This is a genomic window from Lactococcus sp. EKM203L, from assembly GCF_011800585.1.
In the GTDB taxonomy this organism is placed as follows: domain Bacteria; phylum Bacillota; class Bacilli; order Lactobacillales; family Streptococcaceae; genus Lactococcus; species Lactococcus lactis.
Window position 1 is genome coordinate 152,995 of the sequence record NZ_JAALEQ010000003.1, and the last position, 20,358, is coordinate 173,352.

General features: G+C 35.9%; 18 protein-coding genes. 1 reads left to right on the forward strand and 17 read right to left on the reverse strand.

The annotated features are described in order from the left end of the window. Positions 1 to 15: 15 nt before the first annotated feature. The 14 genes from HFD15_RS06545 to HFD15_RS06610 form a co-directional block, all read right to left on the reverse strand. Complete coding sequence (locus HFD15_RS06545; RefSeq protein WP_023189394.1) at positions 16 to 1,920, reverse strand: fructose-specific PTS transporter subunit EIIC; 1,905 nt, start codon at positions 1,918 to 1,920, stop codon at positions 16 to 18. Beyond that, positions 1,920 to 2,837: a 1-phosphofructokinase gene (gene pfkB / locus HFD15_RS06550; RefSeq protein ID WP_058208386.1), complete on the reverse strand. Its 918-nt coding sequence runs from the start codon at positions 2,835 to 2,837 to the stop codon at positions 1,920 to 1,922. Before pfkB ends, HFD15_RS06545 begins: the two co-directional genes overlap by 1 nt. An 83-nt stretch (positions 2,838 to 2,920) precedes the next feature. Then, the gene (locus tag HFD15_RS06555; protein ID WP_010905655.1) at positions 2,921 to 3,622 is read right to left on the reverse strand and encodes a DeoR/GlpR family DNA-binding transcription regulator; all 702 of its coding nucleotides are present in this window, start codon (positions 3,620 to 3,622) and stop codon (positions 2,921 to 2,923) included. A 120-nt stretch (positions 3,623 to 3,742) separates the two neighbouring features. Next, on the reverse strand, positions 3,743 to 4,882 hold the full coding sequence (locus HFD15_RS06560; RefSeq protein ID WP_039115203.1) for a M20 peptidase aminoacylase family protein: 1,140 nt from the start codon (positions 4,880 to 4,882) through the stop codon (positions 3,743 to 3,745). Positions 4,883 to 4,948: 66 nt separating this feature from the next. Then, a complete protein-coding gene (locus HFD15_RS06565) occupies positions 4,949 to 6,712 on the reverse strand; it encodes an oleate hydratase (protein ID WP_039115202.1) in 1,764 nt (587 codons plus the stop codon). 213 nt (positions 6,713 to 6,925) lie between these two features. Next, positions 6,926 to 8,749 (reverse strand): molecular chaperone DnaK, encoded by a 1,824-nt coding sequence (dnaK, locus tag HFD15_RS06570; protein WP_010905652.1) that lies wholly within the window; start codon positions 8,747 to 8,749, stop codon positions 6,926 to 6,928. Positions 8,750 to 8,821: 72 nt separating this feature from the next. Continuing rightward, entirely contained in the window at positions 8,822 to 9,361 is a 540-nt protein-coding gene (gene grpE, locus HFD15_RS06575) for a nucleotide exchange factor GrpE (protein WP_012897593.1), read from the reverse strand. Positions 9,362 to 9,390: 29 nt separating this feature from the next. After that, positions 9,391 to 10,434, reverse strand: coding sequence for a heat-inducible transcriptional repressor HrcA (gene hrcA, locus HFD15_RS06580; RefSeq protein WP_010905650.1), 1,044 nt, complete (start codon positions 10,432 to 10,434; stop codon positions 9,391 to 9,393). 221 nt (positions 10,435 to 10,655) lie between these two features. After that, a complete protein-coding gene (locus HFD15_RS06585; protein ID WP_017864407.1) occupies positions 10,656 to 11,060 on the reverse strand; it encodes a hypothetical protein in 405 nt (134 codons plus the stop codon). 13 nt (positions 11,061 to 11,073) lie between these two features. Beyond that, positions 11,074 to 11,820, reverse strand: coding sequence for a M15 family metallopeptidase (locus HFD15_RS06590; RefSeq protein ID WP_058208385.1), 747 nt, complete (start codon positions 11,818 to 11,820; stop codon positions 11,074 to 11,076). Continuing rightward, on the reverse strand, positions 11,817 to 12,512 hold the full coding sequence (locus tag HFD15_RS06595; protein WP_003130927.1) for a histidine phosphatase family protein: 696 nt from the start codon (positions 12,510 to 12,512) through the stop codon (positions 11,817 to 11,819). Before HFD15_RS06595 ends, HFD15_RS06590 begins: the two co-directional genes overlap by 4 nt. Positions 12,513 to 12,578: 66 nt before the next feature. Next, positions 12,579 to 13,058, reverse strand: a complete 480-nt coding sequence (locus tag HFD15_RS06600; protein ID WP_167593463.1) for a phage tail protein — start codon at positions 13,056 to 13,058, stop codon at positions 12,579 to 12,581. Between the two features lie 99 nt (positions 13,059 to 13,157). Further along, on the reverse strand, positions 13,158 to 14,495 hold the full coding sequence (locus tag HFD15_RS06605; RefSeq protein ID WP_003130925.1) for a PFL family protein: 1,338 nt from the start codon (positions 14,493 to 14,495) through the stop codon (positions 13,158 to 13,160). A 116-nt stretch (positions 14,496 to 14,611) separates the two neighbouring features. Continuing rightward, on the reverse strand, positions 14,612 to 14,875 hold the full coding sequence (locus HFD15_RS06610; RefSeq protein WP_003130922.1) for an ACT domain-containing protein: 264 nt from the start codon (positions 14,873 to 14,875) through the stop codon (positions 14,612 to 14,614). 153 nt (positions 14,876 to 15,028) lie between these two features. Here HFD15_RS06610 and HFD15_RS06615 point away from each other — a divergent pair, with 153 nt between their 5' ends. Next, positions 15,029 to 15,970 (forward strand): UbiA family prenyltransferase, encoded by a 942-nt coding sequence (locus HFD15_RS06615; protein WP_010905646.1) that lies wholly within the window; start codon positions 15,029 to 15,031, stop codon positions 15,968 to 15,970. A gap of 25 nt (positions 15,971 to 15,995) precedes the next feature. On the opposite strand, the gene HFD15_RS06620 is transcribed toward HFD15_RS06615, so the two are convergent. From HFD15_RS06620 to rnr, 3 genes are all read right to left on the reverse strand, one after another. Continuing rightward, the gene (locus HFD15_RS06620; protein WP_167593465.1) at positions 15,996 to 17,054 is read right to left on the reverse strand and encodes an endonuclease/exonuclease/phosphatase family protein; all 1,059 of its coding nucleotides are present in this window, start codon (positions 17,052 to 17,054) and stop codon (positions 15,996 to 15,998) included. A 79-nt stretch (positions 17,055 to 17,133) separates the two neighbouring features. Then, positions 17,134 to 17,721 (reverse strand): isochorismatase family protein, encoded by a 588-nt coding sequence (locus HFD15_RS06625; RefSeq protein ID WP_058208434.1) that lies wholly within the window; start codon positions 17,719 to 17,721, stop codon positions 17,134 to 17,136. Between the two features lie 18 nt (positions 17,722 to 17,739). After that, the gene (gene rnr, locus HFD15_RS06630) at positions 17,740 to 20,193 is read right to left on the reverse strand and encodes a ribonuclease R (RefSeq protein WP_167593447.1); all 2,454 of its coding nucleotides are present in this window, start codon (positions 20,191 to 20,193) and stop codon (positions 17,740 to 17,742) included. Between the last annotated feature and the right edge of the window lie 165 nt (positions 20,194 to 20,358).

Sequence of the window (20,358 nt, forward strand, 5' to 3'; positions counted from 1 at the left end):
TATTCTCATTCATTTTTATTTTGCTTTTTTCAATGCACCAAATAATAGGCCTGAAACAATTGCGCCAATCAAGATGAACAAGAGATAAAGTAAAGGATTGTTTGTCAAAGCGAGAACGAAGACTCCACCATGTGGTGCCATCAATTTAATGTTTGCCATACCAGTCAAACCACCGGCTACTGCTGCTCCAATCATAAATGATGGAATTGCGCGTGCGGGGTCAGATGCACCAAACGGAATTGACCCTTCAGTGATGAATGAAAGTCCCATAACGATATTTGTCAAACCAGCATTGCGTTCTTCTTTAGTAAATTTATTTTTAAACAAGATAACAGCGACTGTAGTTGCGAGTGGTGGAACCATCCCACCAGCCATAACGGCAGCCATTGTTACTGAACCACCAGTTGAAACTGTTGCTGCTAAAGTACCAGTTGCAAAGATATAAGCAGCTTTGTTAATTGGACCCCCAAGGTCAATAGCCATCATTCCACCAACAACTAAACCAAGTACAAGGGCAGATGCTCCTGATAGACTCGCTAAGAAGTTAGAGAGACCGGTATTAATTGCTGCCATTGGGATATTGACAAAGAGCATTAGGAAACCTGTAATAAATGTTCCAACTAATGGATAAATCAAGATAGCTTTAATTCCATCAAGTGAACGAGGAAGTTTTGCAAAAGCTTTACGTAAAAGGATAATGACACCACCGGCAAGGAAACCACCAACTAGGGCTCCTAAGAAACCAGACGGAATCATTTTAGCAGGATCTAAATGACCAAATGCAAGACCAGAAGATGCCATAGAACCAGCGACAAAACCAGCAACTAAACCAGGTTTATCAGCAATAGAGTTGGCAATGAAACCAGCTAGAACAGGTAACATAAAGGCAAAAGCTGCACCACCAACATTTTTAAAGTAAGCTGCTAAAGGATGATAAACTCCTAGATTAGCCAATTGACTTTGAGGAACTCCCATTGCTTGGTCAATCAAGAAAGCAAGAGCAATAAGTATCCCACCACCAACAACGAATGGAAGCATTGCAGAAACCCCACCCATTAAGTGTTTATAAAATGCTTTTCCTAATCCACCAGATGATTCTTCTTTTACTTCATCAGATCCGTCTGCTTCATAGATTGGTGCTTTACCTGAAAGTGCACGATTAATTAATTCTTCAGTATCTCGGATGGCATGTGCAACTGGAACTTGAACCATTTCTTTACCAGCAAAACGATTCATTTCAACTTTCTTATCCGCAGCCACAATAACAGCATCTGCTTTTTGGATATCAGCTGCACTTAATTTATTATCAATTCCACGCGCACCATTGGTTTCAACTTTAATTCCAACGCCCATTTCCAAGGCTTGTTTTTTAAGCGCTTCTTCAGCCATATAAGTATGAGCAATACCCGTTGTACAAGCCGTTACAGCTACAATATAATGTTCAGCATTTTCAACAGTCTTAATTTCTTCTTGTTTTTCAGAAAAAAGCTGAATGACCTCTCTTGGATACTCAACTTTTCTCAAACGATCTTGGAAACCGTCTTTAAGAAGATAAGTTGAAAGTTGTGCTAAAGCTTCCAAGTGAGTATCATTAGCACCATCTGGTGCTGCTATCATGAAGAAAAGATTGACAGGTTGTCCATCTAATGCGGCATAGTCAACACCAACTTTTGATTTTGCGAAAAGAACGACTGGCTCATTTACCGCTGTATTTTTACTGTGAGGCATTGCAATTCCGTCGCCAAGTCCGGTTGAAGTCTGTGCCTCACGGGCCATAATTCCTGCTTTAAAAGTTGCGAAATCATTGACATAACCTTCAGAAACTAATTTATTGACCATTTCATCAATAACGGCTTCTTTGCTAGTTGCTTGGAGGTCAAGAATCATAACCTCTGTTTTAAGTAAATCTTTTATTTCCATCATTTCACCTCTGAAATATTAACTTTTTTATAAATTTCTTCCAAAAATGCTCGGCTTGGCATATCATCTGAGAATGCCTTTGAAGTTCCACAAGCGATTGCTTGTCTAAATGCTAATAGCGGGTCTTTAGACTGGCTATATTCAGCTAAAAATCCTGCAACGGTCGAATCACCAGCACCAATAGAATTTTTTAACTCTCCTTTAATCCCTTGAGCAAAATAAACTTTCTCATTTGTAAAGAGGAGTGCTCCATCACCAGCCATTGATACGATAACATTTTGAGCACCCATTTCTAAAAGTTTTTGACCATAAGGAATGATTTGCTCATTATTTTTGAAGCTTGTTTCAAAGATTGCTTCTAGTTCTTCTCGGTTTGGTTTAATGAGTAGGGGATGAGCAGGAAGCGAATCAAGTAATTTTTGACCATCAACATCCATGACAAAAGTTGCTTTTTGCTTTTGGACTTTAGCAATCAAACGCTCATAGAAATCTTCACCAAGACTTTTAGGGATTGTACCTGCAAAGACAACGATATCATCTTCTTTCAAATGATCAAATTTTTCAATAAAATGATTAATTTCACTTTCTTGAAGTTTTGGTCCAGCCGCATCAAGACTTGTTTCGTTTTCCTGACTTTTCAGCTTGACATTAATTCTTGTCAAATCTTCTATTTCTGTGAAATCCGAATCAATCTGATTCTCATTTAAGAAATCTTTAATATATTGACCAGAAAATCCACCTAGAAAGCCTAGTGCCTTGCTTTTGGCACCTACAAGACTTAGCATGCGACTTTCCATAATTCCTTTACCACCTGCTGAAATCTGTGTTTTCCCTGTTCGGTTCACCTCACCAAGTGCTAACTCTTCATAATTCATGAAGTAGTCAAGTGCTGGGTTGAGTGTTACTGTATAAATCATAATTCTCCTTTATGTAAGACGTAGGTTTGCAAATACTAACTTTTAGTGAAATTTTTTTCACACGATTCATTTAAAAACAAACGCTAATTGTTCTCGGTAATTAATTCAACTTCTTCAGAATTAGCAAATTTGACAAAACTCATTTGTCCTAATTTAGAAGAATCGGCTAATATGAAAGCATTCTGGCTTTGTTTGACTGCTAGTCCTTTTATTGCTGCTTCTTCATGGTCTGGCGTCATTGCTCCGTGTTCATTGTCAAAGCCGTTAGCTCCAACAAAAGCACTATTGAATTGATAAGCAGAAAGTTGTTCTAAAGCCTGACTCCCAATTATTGCATCTGTTACCTTTTTCACTCGTCCACCGAGCAGATAGACGATTAATCGGTCATCTGTTAATTTTGCCAAATGACTGACAGAGTTGGTTACAATCGTTAAATAAAGATGAGATTGATTGATAAGTTCAGCTAAGATACCAGTTGTAGTCCCAGCATCTAAAAAAATAATATCCCCATCTTTAATTTTCGATAATGCTTTTTGAGCGATTTCTTCTTTTTCTTGAATGTTTTTGGAAGTTTTTTCGGAAATACTTAATTCTTCCGATAAGTCTTGTGTAAGTTCTGCACCACCATGAACTCGTCTTAAAGATTTTTCTTTTTCCAATTCATTCAAATCTCGCCTAAGCGTCGATATAGAGCAATCCATTAACGTAAGAAGTTCTTCAATCGTTGCTCTTCTTTTTAATTTTAGATAGTCAACAATCCGTCTTTTTCTTTCATTTGCTAACATTTCCATCTCCTGAATTCGTTTACAAAAATCATTATAACACCTTTATCTTTCAAAATCAATCATTAACTATCATTTTCTTCCAAAAAAACTCAAAAATAAAAAACTATCTAATAATAGTTTTTATTTAAAATGTTCAAGTAATTGATGAGCGCTTTCCAAATAGTAGTCAACAGCAACTTTTAGAGTTTCATCTTGAACGACCATATCAGCAAAATGAAGTCCAGAGGCCCCTTGTTCATTTGAACCTATAAAAGCAAAGACACTTGGAGCTTGCTTTTGATAATTAGCAAAGTCTTCCCCCGCACTTGATGGCTCTGGATATACCACTTTATCATGCCATTGCTCGGTTCTTTTCCTGATAACATCTGTCAACTCGAAATCGTTGAACGTGAGGTCCGCTTCCATTAACCATTTAATCTCTAGTTCAACATCATAAGCTTTTGCAGTGGCCTCGATAATTTGACTGAATCTTCTCTTTGTTAAGGAACGTACTTCGTTGTCAAAAGTTCTTATTGTCCCTTCTAAGCGGGCATTGTTTGGTAAAACATTCCAAGTATTTCCGGCTTCAATGTGTGTGACAGATACAACAGCAGCTCTCAGTGGTGAAATATTTCTAGAAACAATTTGTTGTAGATTTTGAACGATCGCAGCACTAGCTAAAATCAAATCTTGACCTTCTTGCGGATATGCCGCATGACTTCCTTGACCTCTTATTAAAATTTCAAAACGTTCAACGGCTGCCATTACTCCACCCTCACGTAAGCCAATTACTCCAGCTGACAAAGTAGGCATATTATGGTAGCCAATAAAAGCTTGAACATCTGAAACTAATCCTGTTTTTAGAACTTCTTTGGCTCCTTCGCCAATTTCTTCGGCAGGTTGAAATATAAGTTTGATTGTCCCACTAAACTGACTTTCCTTCTCTTTTAGAATTTTAGCAGCTCCTAAAAGACTAGTCATATGTAAGTCATGACCACAAGCATGCATTGCTCCTTTGTTTACAGAGGAAAATTCTAATCCTGTTTCTTCTAGAATAGGTAAGGCGTCAATATCTGCTCTTAGCGCAATAATCGGTTTTCCTGAGCCAATTTTTGCAACAAGTCCTGTTTTAAGCTGACTATCTATTATTTCAATTTGCCAATCTGCTAATTTTTGACGAATGAATTTTGTCGTTTCAACTTCTTTTTCTGATATTTCGGGATGGGCATGAAGATAATGTCTAATTTCAACAAGCTCTTGGTATAAATTTTCTTCAATCATAAGAATAATTGTATCAAAAATAGCGAAGGTTGCTCCTTCGCTATTTCTTGTGACTTCATTTAATTTTTAAATCAGACCCGCATCTTCTAGAAGTTCTTCAATATATGTTCCTTTGATTTTCTTAAGTCCAACTTTGAGCGCTTGTTTTTTAATAAATGAGAGCTCTAAATCTTCTAATTTTTGCTTATCTGATAGATAGTAGGCTGAACTTGCTAAAGTTCGTAAATCATAAGCCGAAGCATAGACTTCCGGAACACCGCGATCAACATTTAATAATTGATAAACAGCTTCCATCGCAGTTCTGACTGAATACTCGGTTGTAAAGACTGTATCACGCTCAGTTTCCGCAAAATTTCCTAAAAACGCTAAATTGATTGATTGTTCAGGTACTACAAGAGGGCGATCCCCTGGTTCACGAAGCATGAAATAAGAAGTAATGAAGGGCATATATACTGGGATTGTATTAGTATTTTCTTTAACAAATACTTCAATTTCTTCTTCTGGCATTCCTAAATGATAAAGTAATTCTTGAGTGATTTCTTCACCTGTACAATCTTCAATTGGTTTTTTGATATAGTTCCCAGGTGTATTTGAAAGAAGACCATAAACCCAAGTTACTGTTTCTTGGTCATTTTGTTCTTTAAAATGAGGTTGGCGGTGAGTTGTAAATGAAAGGAGCCAATTTGAATCTTTAACAGTAATAATTCCTCCTGTGACAACTTTTCCTGAACGCAATTGACGATGTGTTAATTTTTCAAAATAAGGTTGAATCTTTAAATTTTTCCAAGTGACAGTTGCTGATACAACCCAAGCTTCTTTTGGAATGTCCTTACAAAAAACATCTGGATGTCCAAATTCTTCTGATTGTTTAGCTAAATTTTGCCAAAGTTTCCAAGAGCCACCAAGTTCACTAGTTTTCGGAGCGGCTTGTGTTGGTGAACCTTGAGTTGAACTTTCTGTAATTGAACCATTTGTGACAAAAACTAAGTCATTTTCTGTCAGTTCTTTTATTTTTTTGTCAGCAAATACAATAGCTTTTGCTACCTTTTTGCCATTTGAAAAGTCAACTTCAACATTTTCAACCTGTGCTCCATATTTAAAATCAACTCCATGATCTTTTAAGTATGAAATTAATGGTTTTACTAGCGATTCATATTGATTATATTTTGTAAATTTTAGGGCAGAAAAATCAGGTAACCCCTCAATATGGTGGATGAAACGCATAATGTAACGACGCATTTCAATAGCTGAATGCCATTTTTCAAAAGCAAACATTGAACACCAATAAAGCCAAAAATTTGATTCGAAGAACTCATCAGTAAAGCAATCTTCTATTGTTTTACCTACAAGTAGTTCTTCTTTAGTCATGAATAATTTGATTATTTCTTCTTGAGCTTTTGGACTTAGGGTAAATTTTCCATCATCATCAACCCGTTCACCACGATTATGGATAATACGACAGTTAGATGAATTTGGGTCATCCCGGTCAATTCGATAAAATTCATCTAAAACAGATGCATTGTCCACTTCTAATGACGGAATTGTTCGGAATAAGTCCCAAAGACATTCAAAATGGTTTTCCATTTCACGTCCACCACGAACAACGAAACCATCATGTGGAATAAAGGAACCGTCAAGAGAACCTCCTGACAACGGTAACTCTTCTAAAATATGAATACGGTCCCCTGACATTTGACCGTCACGAATTAAAAATACTGCTGTTGCAAGCCCTGCAAGGCCTGCCCCAATAATATAAGCTGATTTTTGATCAACATTTTCTGGTTTTCTTGGGTGAACGAAAGCTTCATAATTTCCATTTGTATAACGCATAATAATTAACCTCCTCTAATCTAAACAACATCAGTTTGACTAAATTTTTTAGTCTCTTTACTTCTAATTCTCCTCCAATCTCTTACTAATTTCATCATAGTACAAGAAGAAAATGATTGCAAGAATCTGAAATAGTTTTTAGACAACATGTCTATTTTGTCCAATTTTTATAAAAAAAAGCACTGAAAAAAGAATCAGTGCTTTTATAAATTATTATTTGCTTTCTTCAAAGTCACCATCAAATGTATTATCATCTTTTGGAGCTTCTTGAGCATCAGTTGCTTGTCCAGCTTCACCTTGAGCTGCATTTGCTTGTTCATAAAGTTTTACAGCGAGGTTTTGAGCGATTTCAGAAAGTGCTTCTGATTTAGCTTTGATATCATCAATATCTTCACCTTCAAGCGCTTTTTTGAGTTCTTCTTTAGCTTCTTCAGCTTTTTTAACTTCAGCTTCTTCTACTTTTCCTTCAAGGTCTTTCAAAGTTTTTTCAGTTTGGAAAACTAAAGCATCAGCTTCATTACGTGTATCAACTTCTTCTTTACGTTTTGCATCAGCGTCAGCATTTGCTTCAGCATCTTTCATCATTTTATCAATTTCTTCATCAGAAAGACCTGAGTTTGATTTGATAACGATTGTTTGTTCTTTTTGTGTACCAAGGTCTTTAGCTTTAACAGAAACAATACCATTTTTATCAATATCAAATGTTACTTCGATTTGTGGAATACCACGTGGTGCTGCAGGGATATCTGTTAATTGGAAACGACCCAAAGTTTTGTTATCAGCTGCCATTGGACGTTCACCTTGAAGTACATGAATATCTACAGCGGGTTGATTATCAGCAGCAGTTGAGAAGACTTGTGATTTAGAAGTTGGGATAGTTGTGTTACGGTCAATCAATTTTGTGAAGACACCACCCATTGTTTCAATACCAAGTGAAAGTGGAGTAACGTCAAGGAGAACAACATCTTTAACGTCACCAGTAATCACACCACCCTGAATTGCTGCACCCATAGCAACAACTTCATCAGGGTTTACTGATTTATTTGGTTCTTTGTTTGTTTCGTGACGAACAAGTTCAACAACAGCAGGGATACGAGTTGAACCACCAACCAAGAGAACTTCGTCAATATCAGAAGTTGACAAGCCAGCATCAGAAAGGGCTTGGCGAACTGGTTGACGTGTCGCTTCAACAAGATCATGTGTCAATTCATCAAATTTAGCACGAGTCAAAGCCATTTCCAAGTGAAGAGGGCCAGCAGCACCAGCTGTGATGAATGGCAAGCTGATTTGAGTAGTTGTTACACCTGAAAGGTCTTTTTTCGCTTTTTCAGCGGCATCTTTCAAACGTTGCAAAGCCATTTTATCTTGGGCAAGGTCAATTCCGTTTTCTTTCTTGAATTCGGCAACCATCCAATCAATGATTTTTTGGTCAAAATCATCACCACCGAGTTTGTTGTTACCAGCAGTTGCAAGAACATCAAAGACACCATCACCTAGTTCAAGAATTGAAACGTCGAATGTACCACCACCAAGGTCAAATACAAGAATCTTTTCATCTTTATCTGTTTTATCAAGACCATAAGCAAGAGCTGCTGCTGTTGGTTCGTTAACGATACGTTCTACTTCAAGACCAGCAATTTTACCAGCATCTTTAGTTGCTTGACGTTGAGCGTCATTAAAGTATGCAGGTACAGTGATAACTGCTTTTTCTACTTTTTCTCCAAGATAAGCTTCTGCTGTAGCTTTCAAGTTTTGAAGAATCATTGCTGAAATTTCTTGTGGTGTATATTCTTTACCATTTGCAGAAACTTTTTCAGATGTTCCCATTTTTGATTTAATAGAAATAATTGTTTCTGGGTTAGTTACCGCTTGACGTTTTGCAGCGTCACCGACAATGATTTCACCATTTTTGAAAGCTACAACTGAAGGTGTTGTACGATTTCCTTCTGGATTTGGAATAATTTTTGATTCAGTTCCTTCAAGAACTGCTACTGCTGAGTTTGTTGTACCAAGGTCAATACCGATAATTTTAGACATATTATTAAATCTCCTTTATTTCTTATTACTTATGAATAGTTTAAAGACTTTGCGGTCAATTTATTTTTTAATTTACTGTGCTACGACAACCATTGCTGGACGAAGTAAACGTTCGTGAAGTTGGTAACCTTTTTGGAAAACTTGCACGATGCTGTCAGCTGGATGTTCATCATCAGCTGGAACAGTTTGAACAGCCATATGAAGATTATGGTCGAAACTTTCATAAGAAACTTCTTCAACGCCTTCTTCTTTAAGCGCTGAAATCAAGCTTTCTTGGACCATTTCAAGGCCTTTTTTTACATCATCCGTTAATCCTTCAACAGCAAGTGCACGTTCAAGATTATCTAGTGAAGATAAGATTTTTTTTGCTAAATCTTGTGAACGATATTTGATAAGTTGCAAACGTTCTTCATTTCCACGACGTTGTACGTTTTGCATTTCTGCAGAAACGCGAAGGAATTTATTTTCCCACTCAGTCGCTAACTTTTGTGCTTCATCAAGTTCGTTGATTTCTTCTTCAACAATATCCTCAAGTGCTTCCTCTGTTAACTCCTCAGTCACTTCTTCATCAACTTTTTCATTTTTGATTTCTTCTTTAGTTTCTTCGGACATAGGCCCTCCTTTTTTAAATAACTTTTTTATCATTTACTAATTTCATAATGGTTACCATCAAGATAACGATAATAGTCACTCAGCTTCATAGTTAAAACTTTAGCAACTAAGTCAAGAACTGATAACGTCCTTTGATAATCCATTTCTACAGGTCCAACGACTGTTAGAGTACCAAAACCGCGATATGGAATAACAAATTTTTGCGAAATAATCGTTAAATTTTTCATGTATTTTTCGTCATTGTCAAATTTAACGGCACGCATTTCATCGTTATTAGTGATCTCGCGAATTTCATGAAGCATCCGTTCATCATCGCTAAAGAGTTTATATAATTCTGCAAGATTGTCAGTTGCATAATCAAAGATATTTTTACGCCCAGCGACGGTCAGCCGTTCTTTGAACAAATCATCAAAAATTGATTCAAAGAGTTGGAGAACTTCACTCGTAACTTTGAAATAACGTTGAACAATCTGTGGAATCTCTGTTCGTAAAGTATAGTGAATATCAATCACTTTTTTACCAACCAGACGTTCTTTAACTAGATTACTAAAGACTGCTAAATCAGCTTCGGTCATCGATTTTGGAAGAATAAATTGATTTGTTCTTACTTCACCAGTCCCTAATGTTATAACTGAAAGTACTGAATGACTATCCAGCATGACCATTTCAAATGAAACTAATTGTTGGTCACGTTGGGGAGCATTAAGAACAAAGCTTGTCAAACCAGTGAGTCCTGATAAACTTTTAGCTGCTGTTTTAAACAGGTCAGATAGGCGATAAAAATCACCATCAAAAGCTTTCATCACTTTAAATAAGTCATTTTGACTAAATTCATCTAACTGGATGACATTTTCTACAAAATACTTATAACCTGAAACACTTGGAACACGTCCACTTGAGGTGTGTTCTTTTTGAATCAAGCCTAGTTTTTCCAAAACTTTCATGTCGTTTCGGATTGTAGCGCTAGAAGCTTGAATACTATCAAGGAGCGACTTTGAACCGATTGGCGTATGCTCTTTGGCATAAAGAGAAACAATCAAATTTAAAATTTGTCTTTGACGTTCTGTAATCATGACTACTCCTTTCTCCACAGATAAGAAGTTCGGCAAAACTTCTTTCGCAAGCTCAAAAATTTCTTGAGCCTTTGACTTCTGTTTAGTATCTACAAGCTTTTTTCTGTTTTAGCACTCTTCATCTCTAAGTGCTAACAAATTTATTATAACCCTTTGTTTATACCTTGTCAAGCAAAAAGACATAAAAATTAGCACTCTTTTTATTAGAGTGCTAATTTCATTTATAAAAGATTGGAATCTTTGGATGTTTGCCAAATATTCATGACTGTAATTACCATTACAGCAATGACAAAGAGGCTTTCATACTTTACTTCATGTTGAATGAAAAGTATGGCATAATCTATAATCAAAAGTGCCGAAATAATTTCTAAAAGTATAAAAGTAAAACGCCAAAATTTCAATAATAGAAAGATTAATAAAGCAAAAATCAATAAATAGATTAAACTTTGCCAACTCGTAATTGTTGACGAAATTTTAGTCGTTAATGTTTTTATATTTGTCGATAAGTTATTAAAAAATTGACTAAAGAAATTATTATGAACAAGGAGAACTTTAATCATTTCCGAGACACTGTAAATAAATAGAGCAACATTAACATAGAGTAGAAGTCTGGTTCGGTTTAGCATGATTTCATTTCCTTTATGCTGGTAATAGTTTTAGATATTCTTCTAAAGTAAGATTGTGTTCGGTCATATATTTAGCATTTTCTAAACCAACATATCTACAATGCCAGTCTTCATAACCAATTCCTGTCTCTGCCTTTTTCCCTTCTGGAAAACGAAGAACAAATCCATATTTGGGAGCAATTTCTGCAACTTGTTTTGCATATTGACTCTCATTTAGGCTATCAATATTACTCATATCAATCGCTAATCCTGTTTGATGTTCTGAACTTCTTGGCGGCTGAGAATAAGTTTGTACATTTTTTATCGCTTCTTCTTCTGAAATTGGATTTCCACTTGAATTTACTGTTCCTTGACCATTCATTTCTGCTTGGACATAAGATTGATAAAGCCCTTCTTGATATGAGACTGACCGATAACCTGAGATTAAATGTTCAGCTGGTGATATTTGTTGGGCTGCTGCTAAAAATTGTTGAACCGCTGATGCTATCCTTTGATCAACTTGAATCCCATTTACGGTTGCCAGTGTTGGGTTCATTTCATCTTTAGGTGATTTTCGACTCACCAATACTAAATCCCAATCTGATTGTTTAGCGTCAGGTAAATCCTTTTTCTTTGCCGCCTCTTTAGATGACGAAATACTTGTTTTTTTAGATGATTCGTTTGTTGAATTTGACTTATCATTGGTGATAAAAATAAATCCCAAAGCACAAACGATCAAAAGAACAAGCACGATTAAACTAAATGTTATTCTTCTTTTCATTTTTTAGCTAACTTTTCACTCCCTATTTCTCGATAAGACATGTCTCCAACTTTTCCAATGGTAAATTTTCCATCCTCAAAACTTAAATGAGTGACAGAACCATTATCAAGACCATGTGGACGAGGGAGTTCTGGGTGAGCGAGTTTTACAAAAGTTCCAATGGTCATTCCATGGCTGACAATAACAATATTTTTAGCCCCTTTTGCTTCAGATTCCTTGGCAATATCTGTAAAACCATCCATGATACGTCCTGAAAGTTTTTCCCATGGTTCAGCCCAGCCAGCAGTATCAACTTCAAAAATCGCATTAGCAATTACTTCATCTGGAGGAAATTCGTCGGTATGATGATTTCCAGTTTCGGTAAATATTCTTGGTAAAACGCCATCAAAAAGTTCTCCGTCATAGCCACCATCAAATGAACCAAAACACCACTCACGGATTCTTTTATCATAAGTGTATGGAATTCCTTCATTATCAGAATTAGCCAAGATAAAACCCATTGTCTGGATTGTACGTCCAGAATCAGATGAATAAGCTCGGTCAAATTTAATGCCTTTTTCTTTGAAGCCTAGACCAAGTTCAATAATTCCTTGTTCTCCTGCCGCAGTTAAAGGTGTATCAGACCAACCTTGCGCTCTGCCAATTGTATTAAACATTGTCTTCCCATGTCGAACTAAATAAATATTTACCATTTCTACTCCCTTTTTATTGATTCTAACAAAAAAATTACGATAGGATATTTCTATCTATATAGAAAATTACAGCCATTCCTGTTTAATTGTAAAGTAGGAACCTCTTATCTCACCTGCGAGTTTTGAACGTTGGCGTGCAAATTTGAATTTTCCCTCAAGTTCTTTGGGGATTTCCATACCCACTGACAACTTTATTCCAACTGCCCGTTTTGGTTTCTTGCCCTCTTGTCCAACTTTTTCATAGAGCAGATTTAAAACCATACCGTCTTCGTAATAGAATTCAGGCCAATAGAGTTCATCATTTTCATAGATAGCAACTTCGAGTATTTTTGCTGAAAATTTTAAATTACGTTCTTCAAGTAAAATTTTCTCAAACAAAGCGACTTCGTCGGCTTTTTCATGAGCTGGATATGAGAGATACTCAAATTTATACTTATTCCAAAAATAACGTGCTTCATTAGCTCGTAAACCTGCTAAAGAATCGGCTACCGGCGAAGTTTCCAAGCCAACTGTTTCTAAATCTTTAAAATTCACTTTGTAAGCCATAAAATAACCTCCGTATTTTTTCACTTCTTCCATTATATCATTTTTGGGAGCGCTCATCATTTTTTAGAAATGTTTAGGAGCTAAATTTTAAAAGTATTTTTAGTTTTTAAATGAATGAATTGGTGCTGGAATTTGACCGCCACGAGCAATAAAATCTGCTGATGATGCTTTGTTTACTCTCATAACTGGTGCTACACCGAAAAGTCCACCAAATTCAATTTGTTCGCCTTCTTTGCCCATTGGAATAATCCGTACTGCTGTCGTTTTTTGATTAATGACCCCGATAGCGGCTTCGTCAGCAATCATTGCTGCAATGGTAGATGCCGGTGTTTCTTCAGGAATTGCAATCATATCCAAGCCAACTGAACAAACACAAGTCATGGCCTCTAATTTTTCAATATTCAATGCCCCAGAATTGACAGCGGCAATCATTCCTTCATCTTCTGAAACTGGGATAAAGGCGCCTGAAAGTCCACCAACACGTTCAGCTGCCATAACTCCGCCTTTTTTCACAGCGTCATTAAGCATGGCTAGGGCGGCTGTTGTTCCATGAGTCCCAACAGTTTCAAGTCCCATTTCTTCCAAAACGCGTGCAACCGAATCGCCAATTGCTGGTGTAGGTGCAAGTGATAAATCAACTATTCCAAATTCAACATTAAGTCTTTCTGAAGCCATTTGACCAACAAGTTGACCAATTCTTGTAATTTTAAAAGCTGTCTTTTTAATGGTTTCGGCTAAAATATCAAAAGATTCTCCGCGGACTTTTTCAAGAGCACGTTTAACTACACCAGGCCCTGAAACTCCGACGTTAATAATCGTATCTGCTTCCCCAACTCCATGAAAAGCTCCTGCCATAAATGGATTGTCTTCAACGGCATTAGCAAAGACAACAAGTTTGGCATTGAGCCATTTATCACCTTTAGACATGATTTTGATGGTTTCACCCATATCTCGAACTGCTGTCATATTAATACCTGTTTTAGTTGAACCAACATTTACCGAAGCACATACGCGCTCAGTTGCTGCTAGTGCTTTAGGCATTGATTTAATCAAAATTTCATCACCTTTTTGATAGCCTTTTTGCACAAGAGCAGAATAGCCACCAATAAAGTCAATGCCAATCTCTTTTGCTGCACGATCCATCGCAAGAGCAAGTGGTGTGTAATCATCAGCAGCTGTTGCTGCTCCAATAATTGCAATGGGTGTTACAGAAACACGTTTATTAACAATTTTAATACCGAGTTCATGTCCAATCTCGTTACCTACTTCAACAAGTTTTCCTGCTTTTTTGACAATTTTTTGATAGATTTTTTCAGCTGCTTTATCAATATCAGCATCGATACAATCAAGAAGACTGATTCCCATTGTTATTGTGCGAATGTCGAAATTTTGTTCTTCAATCATCGCAATTGTTTCTTTGATATTTTGAATATCCATTATTTAATTTCCTTAGTTTTGATTAAAATTTTACTGACAGAAATTTTTTTCGTGCTGTCAGTAAAAATACTTTTAAATAAAAGTCATTTATTGGCTAATTTTTTTCTGTCAGTAAATTATAATTTGTGCATGGCGTTAAAAATTGCTTCATTTTGAACATGAATATTGACACCCAAGGCTTCACCTTTTCTTGAAAGTTCTGCTTGAAAGGCTGAAAAATCACTATTTTGTGTTTCAACTACCATCATCATGGTAAAAGCTCCACTCATCAAGGTTTGTGAAATTTCAATGATATTTGCTTCAAGTTCTGCCAATGTTGCTGTGACTCCAGCAACAATCCCAATTTTATCTGCTCCTACTACTGTTACAACTGCGCGCATTTTGTTTCTCCATTCAAATTTTTATCCTATTATAACATTTTTATTTAAATTTTCAGTCAATTTTCTTGTCAGTAAAATAAACTTTTGCTGACAGCTCTGTCAGTCAAAATCATTCATGATTTATTGGCTAGTTTTTGCTATAATCAGCTTATCATGACTTTAAAAACTTTTTTTAATTTTACACGTATTCAAACCTTGCCCGCAGCATTATTATCACCGATTGCTGGCTGTCTTTTTGCCTTTTGGTACTTTGGAAGTTTTCATTTTTGGCCTACGCTTCTATTTTTTATTGGTTTAGCAAGCATTAATCTTTTTGTTTCGGCTTGGAATAATCTGATGGATTATCAAAAAGCACTTGATCCTGAGTATAAGAAATGGAATATTATCGTTGCTAAATCGATTAATCCTAAACTTGCTTTAAACATTTGTTTGGCACTTTTAGCGATTGATGTAGTCGTTGGACTAATTGTTCTTTTCTTGACTAATCTTGCGATTTTACCAATTGGTGGACTTTGTTTCTTAATTGCTATTTTCTATACTTATGGTCCTTTTGCTTTTTCTCGTTTTCCTTTGGGCGAAATTTTAGCGGGTCTTTGCGAAGGGTTCTTTGGTTTTTTCCTTGCTGTCTATATTAATTCTTATGATAAAGGCTATTTTTTCATTAATTTTGACAGGAATTGGTTCATGACATGGACTTGGGACTTTAAAATTCTTTTACCAATCCTTCTAGTCGGTCTAATGTGTTTTGTTCAAAATTTTAATATTATGTTTTCTGATAATATTTGCGATTTAGAACAGGACATTCGCAATGAGCGTTATACTTTACCTTATTATCTAAAGATTCCACTCAGTTTAAAAGTATTTACTGGACTATATTTATTTGCTGGACTTTGTATTTTAATTGCCATTGCTTTGGGAATTTTACCAATTTGGTCATTATTAATGAGCATCATTGCCCTGAAAGTTATTCCTAATATTAAAAAATTTAGAGCAAAACAAAGTAAATCAGAGACTTTCCACCTTCAAATTGACAATCTGATGTTATTTAATGCTTCTCTTGCCCTTACGTTGTTACTGGGAATTATTTTTAAGTAAAATAAAAAAGCGCTTAGCGCTTTTTTTACTTTTCCAAAGAGAAATCCATGACGACCGGCTGGTGGTCCGATGATTTGAACTGATTATCAATGGTTTGTATTTTTAAGTCTTTTATATTATTTGAAACAAGAAATCCGTCAATAATTCCAAATGTATTTTTGGGATTTTTCTTATCATAGGCATAATCAAGTGAACGAACAGTTGGGGCATTGGTTGGTGCGACCACTCGCATTCCTTTTGTCAAATTTTCCGTGGGAAATTCCTTCATCCATGTTAATTCTGGATGAGCTTTACCAGCTAGGGCATGGTTATAATCAGCCCCACAAATGACATAATCTCCTTTAGAAACATACTTTTTCATCTCATCAAATAAAGTCAATAATTGTTGTTTTTGAATTTTTTGGTCAGTGATAAATGCTGACAGATGTGTATTAAAGATGACGAATTTTTTATCTGAATTCTTAATTGGCAAAATACTGACAGAAAAAGCTCGGTCTAAATCAAAAAATTTATTAAAATTAGTTTCGATAGGCAACTTATATCTTGTTGAACTTTCAATTTCATATTTAGAATAAGTCATAATTCCAGATTTAGCTTTTCCAATTGGCTTGGTCACCGGATAAAAAAGAAAGGCTGAATCGTAATTCTGTGTCAGAACACTGGTATAATCGGGAAGGCCAGCACGAACCATTTGAGGTTGATTTACTTGTTGGCTGCGATCTCCTTGCCAATCAATTTCTTGAATATTTCCAAAGTCTGGCTTCTCTTTATTAATAAGTCTGATATCTTCTTGAATTGCAGATTTGACAGCAGATTTACTATAAGCTCGCACATCATCCCCACCATCCATGAAAAAATTGAAAGAAGGAGGGTAAGACCCATAACCGATATTAAAAGTCATCATTTTATAGGTTTGCCCCAGCTCAACTTGCTGAGTTTGAGGATTTTTAATTGTCTGCTTCATATCATTAGGAAGGCGATGATATTGTGCATAAACATAGATGATATAAGACCCAATAATCAGAGCAAATACTAAAATAATGCTGACAAGGATTTTTCCAATTAACTTTAAGCGATTTTTCATATTATTCACTAAATAATTCTAGGAAAATTTACTGACAGCCACTCCTAAACAGTCTGTCAGTAAAATATTTGTCCCAAACTTATTTACTTTCTTCAATCATTTTTAAAACTTCTTGTGTTGAGCGAACTCGTCCAAGGCGTGGGAAAATTCCCTCAACAATTCCTTGATGGAGTTGCCCATTAAAATCTGTCATTGCATCTTCAATAGCAATAACTTGATAACCATGCTGGAAAGCTTCACGGGCCGTAGTATCACAACCGATCGTTGTAGCAATTCCAGTCAAGAGGATTTCATCAATTCCACGACGACGTAATTGGACATCTAAATCCGTGCCGTAAAATGCGCCCCAGTTATGTTTAGCGACATGAATGACATTATTATATTCTTTATCATAAGCTTCAGGCATGACAAAATCAGCAAAATCTGTCGGAATTTGTCCTTGTGCAACAGCTGGATTGTCAGTTTTTGGTTTTAAAGTTTCGCCACCGTAGTTTTTGACGTGAACAAAAACAATTAAAGCGCCTGTATTTTTTAAACTTGTTACAAGTTCTTTATTTTTAGCTAAAACCTCTTGTGCAGAATAAGGAGCAAATCCCTCACGCCCTGCAATTCCTTTTTGTAGGTCAATAATAACCAAGGCTGTTTTTTCTAAATTCAAAGTTGTCATATTTTTTTCTCTCAAATTTTAGCCTCTTTTATGTGGCTTTTTTCTTCCGTCAGTAAATTTTTTGCCATTATCTTTTTTGTCAGTAAATTTGCCCTTAGCAGCTTTACTGTAAAATGGTTTCTTGGCAGATTTCTTTTTCTTTTTATCAAATTCAGATTTCTCGTCAGCTCTTCTGCTATTTTTTGATTTATTAGCAGATTTGTCAGTAGATTTTGGCGCTACTGATTTAACCTTAAGAGATTGATTTGATTTTTTGCGACCTTTATGTTCAGGTTTTTTCTTCGCTTTTGCTGCTTTATCAATCAAATCTAATTCTGAAGGTAGATATTCAAAATCAATCTCCCCAGTCATTCTATCAGCTTTGACAACTTTTATTTTAATAGGCTGACCAATTTTAAAGGTAAGTCCACTTCGTTCGCCAATAAGCGCCAACATTCTTTCTTGATAATTAAAATAATCACCTTTAAGGGTTGAAATATGAACTAAACCTTCAATCGTATTTTCAAGTTCAATAAACATTCCAAAACGGGTAACTGAAGCAATAATCCCTTCAAACTCTTCACCCACATGTTCTTCCATGAATTCGGCTTTTTTCATTTTTTCAACTTCACGTTCAGCATCAACCGCCCGGCGTTCACGATGACTAGAATGTTCTGCAATTTCAGGGATTTTATCTTCCCATTTTTGTAAAATATTAGCTGGTGTTTTTCCCTCACCAATTTCACGAATCAATCGATGAACCAACAAATCGGGATAACGACGAATTGGTGAAGTAAAGTGCGTATAATTTTCCGCAGCTAAACCAAAGTGCCCCTCATTGTTTTCTGAATAACGAGCTTGTTGCATACTCCGTAACAACATAGTTGACAAGACCATTTCTCCAGGCTGACCTTTAATTTTCTTCATGAAAGCTTGTAAAACCTTCTGATCAATACCATTTGAAGTTCCTTCAATCTGCATTCCAAAAGTTGCTGCAAAATCAATAAAACGTTGCAATCTATCAGCTTTTGGTTGTTCATGAATCCGATAGATAAAAGGCAGACCATGCGCTTCAAAATGTGTCGCGACTGTTTCATTCGCTTCAAGCATGAATGATTCAATCATTCGCTCAGCAATGCCACGTGTTCGTTTTCTAATTTCAATTGGCAGTCCTTTTTCATTGACAATGATTTTAGCTTCTACTGTATCAAAATCAATGGCCCCGCGTCTTTTACGCATGGCTTCTAAAATATGGTGAAGTTCAACCATTATTTTTACAGAATCTGCAATTTTAGCATATTTTTCAATTGCTGCCTCATCTCCTGCAATCATTTGATTAACGGCATCATAAGTCATTCTTTCTGTCGTTTTAATAATTGATTGAGAAATTTGATAGTTGATCACTCGACCTTCAGGACTAATTTCCATGACACAAGACTGTGTTAGACGATTGATTCGAGGATTCAATGAACAAATTCCATTAGAGAGACGTTCGGGCAGCATTGGAACTACTCGATCCGTCACATAAACAGAAGTTCCACGTTCGTAAGCTTCTTTATCTAATGGAGAATTTTCAGTGACGTAGTGTGAAACGTCCGCAATATGTACTCCTAATTCATAGTTTCCATTTTCCAAACGTTTAGCATGCACAGCATCATCAAGGTCTTTTGCGTCTGCTCCATCAATTGTAAAAGTGATTTCATTACGATAATCGACCCGTCCCATAATTTCATTTTCTGGAACTTCTTCTGGAACAGCTTCAGCTTGGTCTAAAACTTCTTTTGGAAATTCAGAAACAATATCCATTGAAGCCAAAACTTCCAAAACGTCAATTCCTTGGTCATCTGCTTGACCAATAATTTCAGTGACTAATCCTTGCATTGTCTGTGGAAATTCCTTATCTGGATAATGAGTGATTTCAACACGAACAATCGCTTTATTTTCAGGAATTAATCCTTCATTTCCTAAATAAACACGATAAGGGATTTTTTTATTCCGAGATTTAACAAAACCAATCAGTCCTGTTTGCTCTTTTTCATCATCATTCAAAGCTACAAAAGTTCCAACAACCTGATGGACGTCATGGTGAATGATTTCGACAACATGCCCTTCAGCAGAAGTTCCTTTGAGCGCATTGGCATTTTTATCAATTTCAATAAAAACTTCGTCACCATCAAGGGCGAAAGCCGTTTGGCCTCTTGCGACAAAAACGTCTGGTTCTTCAGCATCAATGCTGACAAAACCAAAGCCAGCTGCATTGGCCCGGAAAATTCCGCTGATGACAACTTTTGCCTCTTCTTTTTCGGCTAGTTCAACTTTACCTTTTGCAGTAAAATTAAGCAAATGCTCGGCTTCTAGTGAAGCTAAAGTTTTGACAAATACTTTGTAATCTTTAGCCTTATTCATATGTAACGCAACTGACAATTCTTCTACTGACAGTGCTTTTTTTGAACTATTCTCAAGATAGTCCATGATTACTTCTCTAATACTCATTATATTCTCTCAATGAACTTTTTGACCACAAAAATTGGACAAAAAGCCCCTTTCTTTTTTTGTTTCAAATATTAACTTGATTTTTTAGCTAATATTTTAAGAGATTATCAGTGGTATTAATCATTTTATCAGACATTTTTGACTGATAGAATCAATTCTACCACT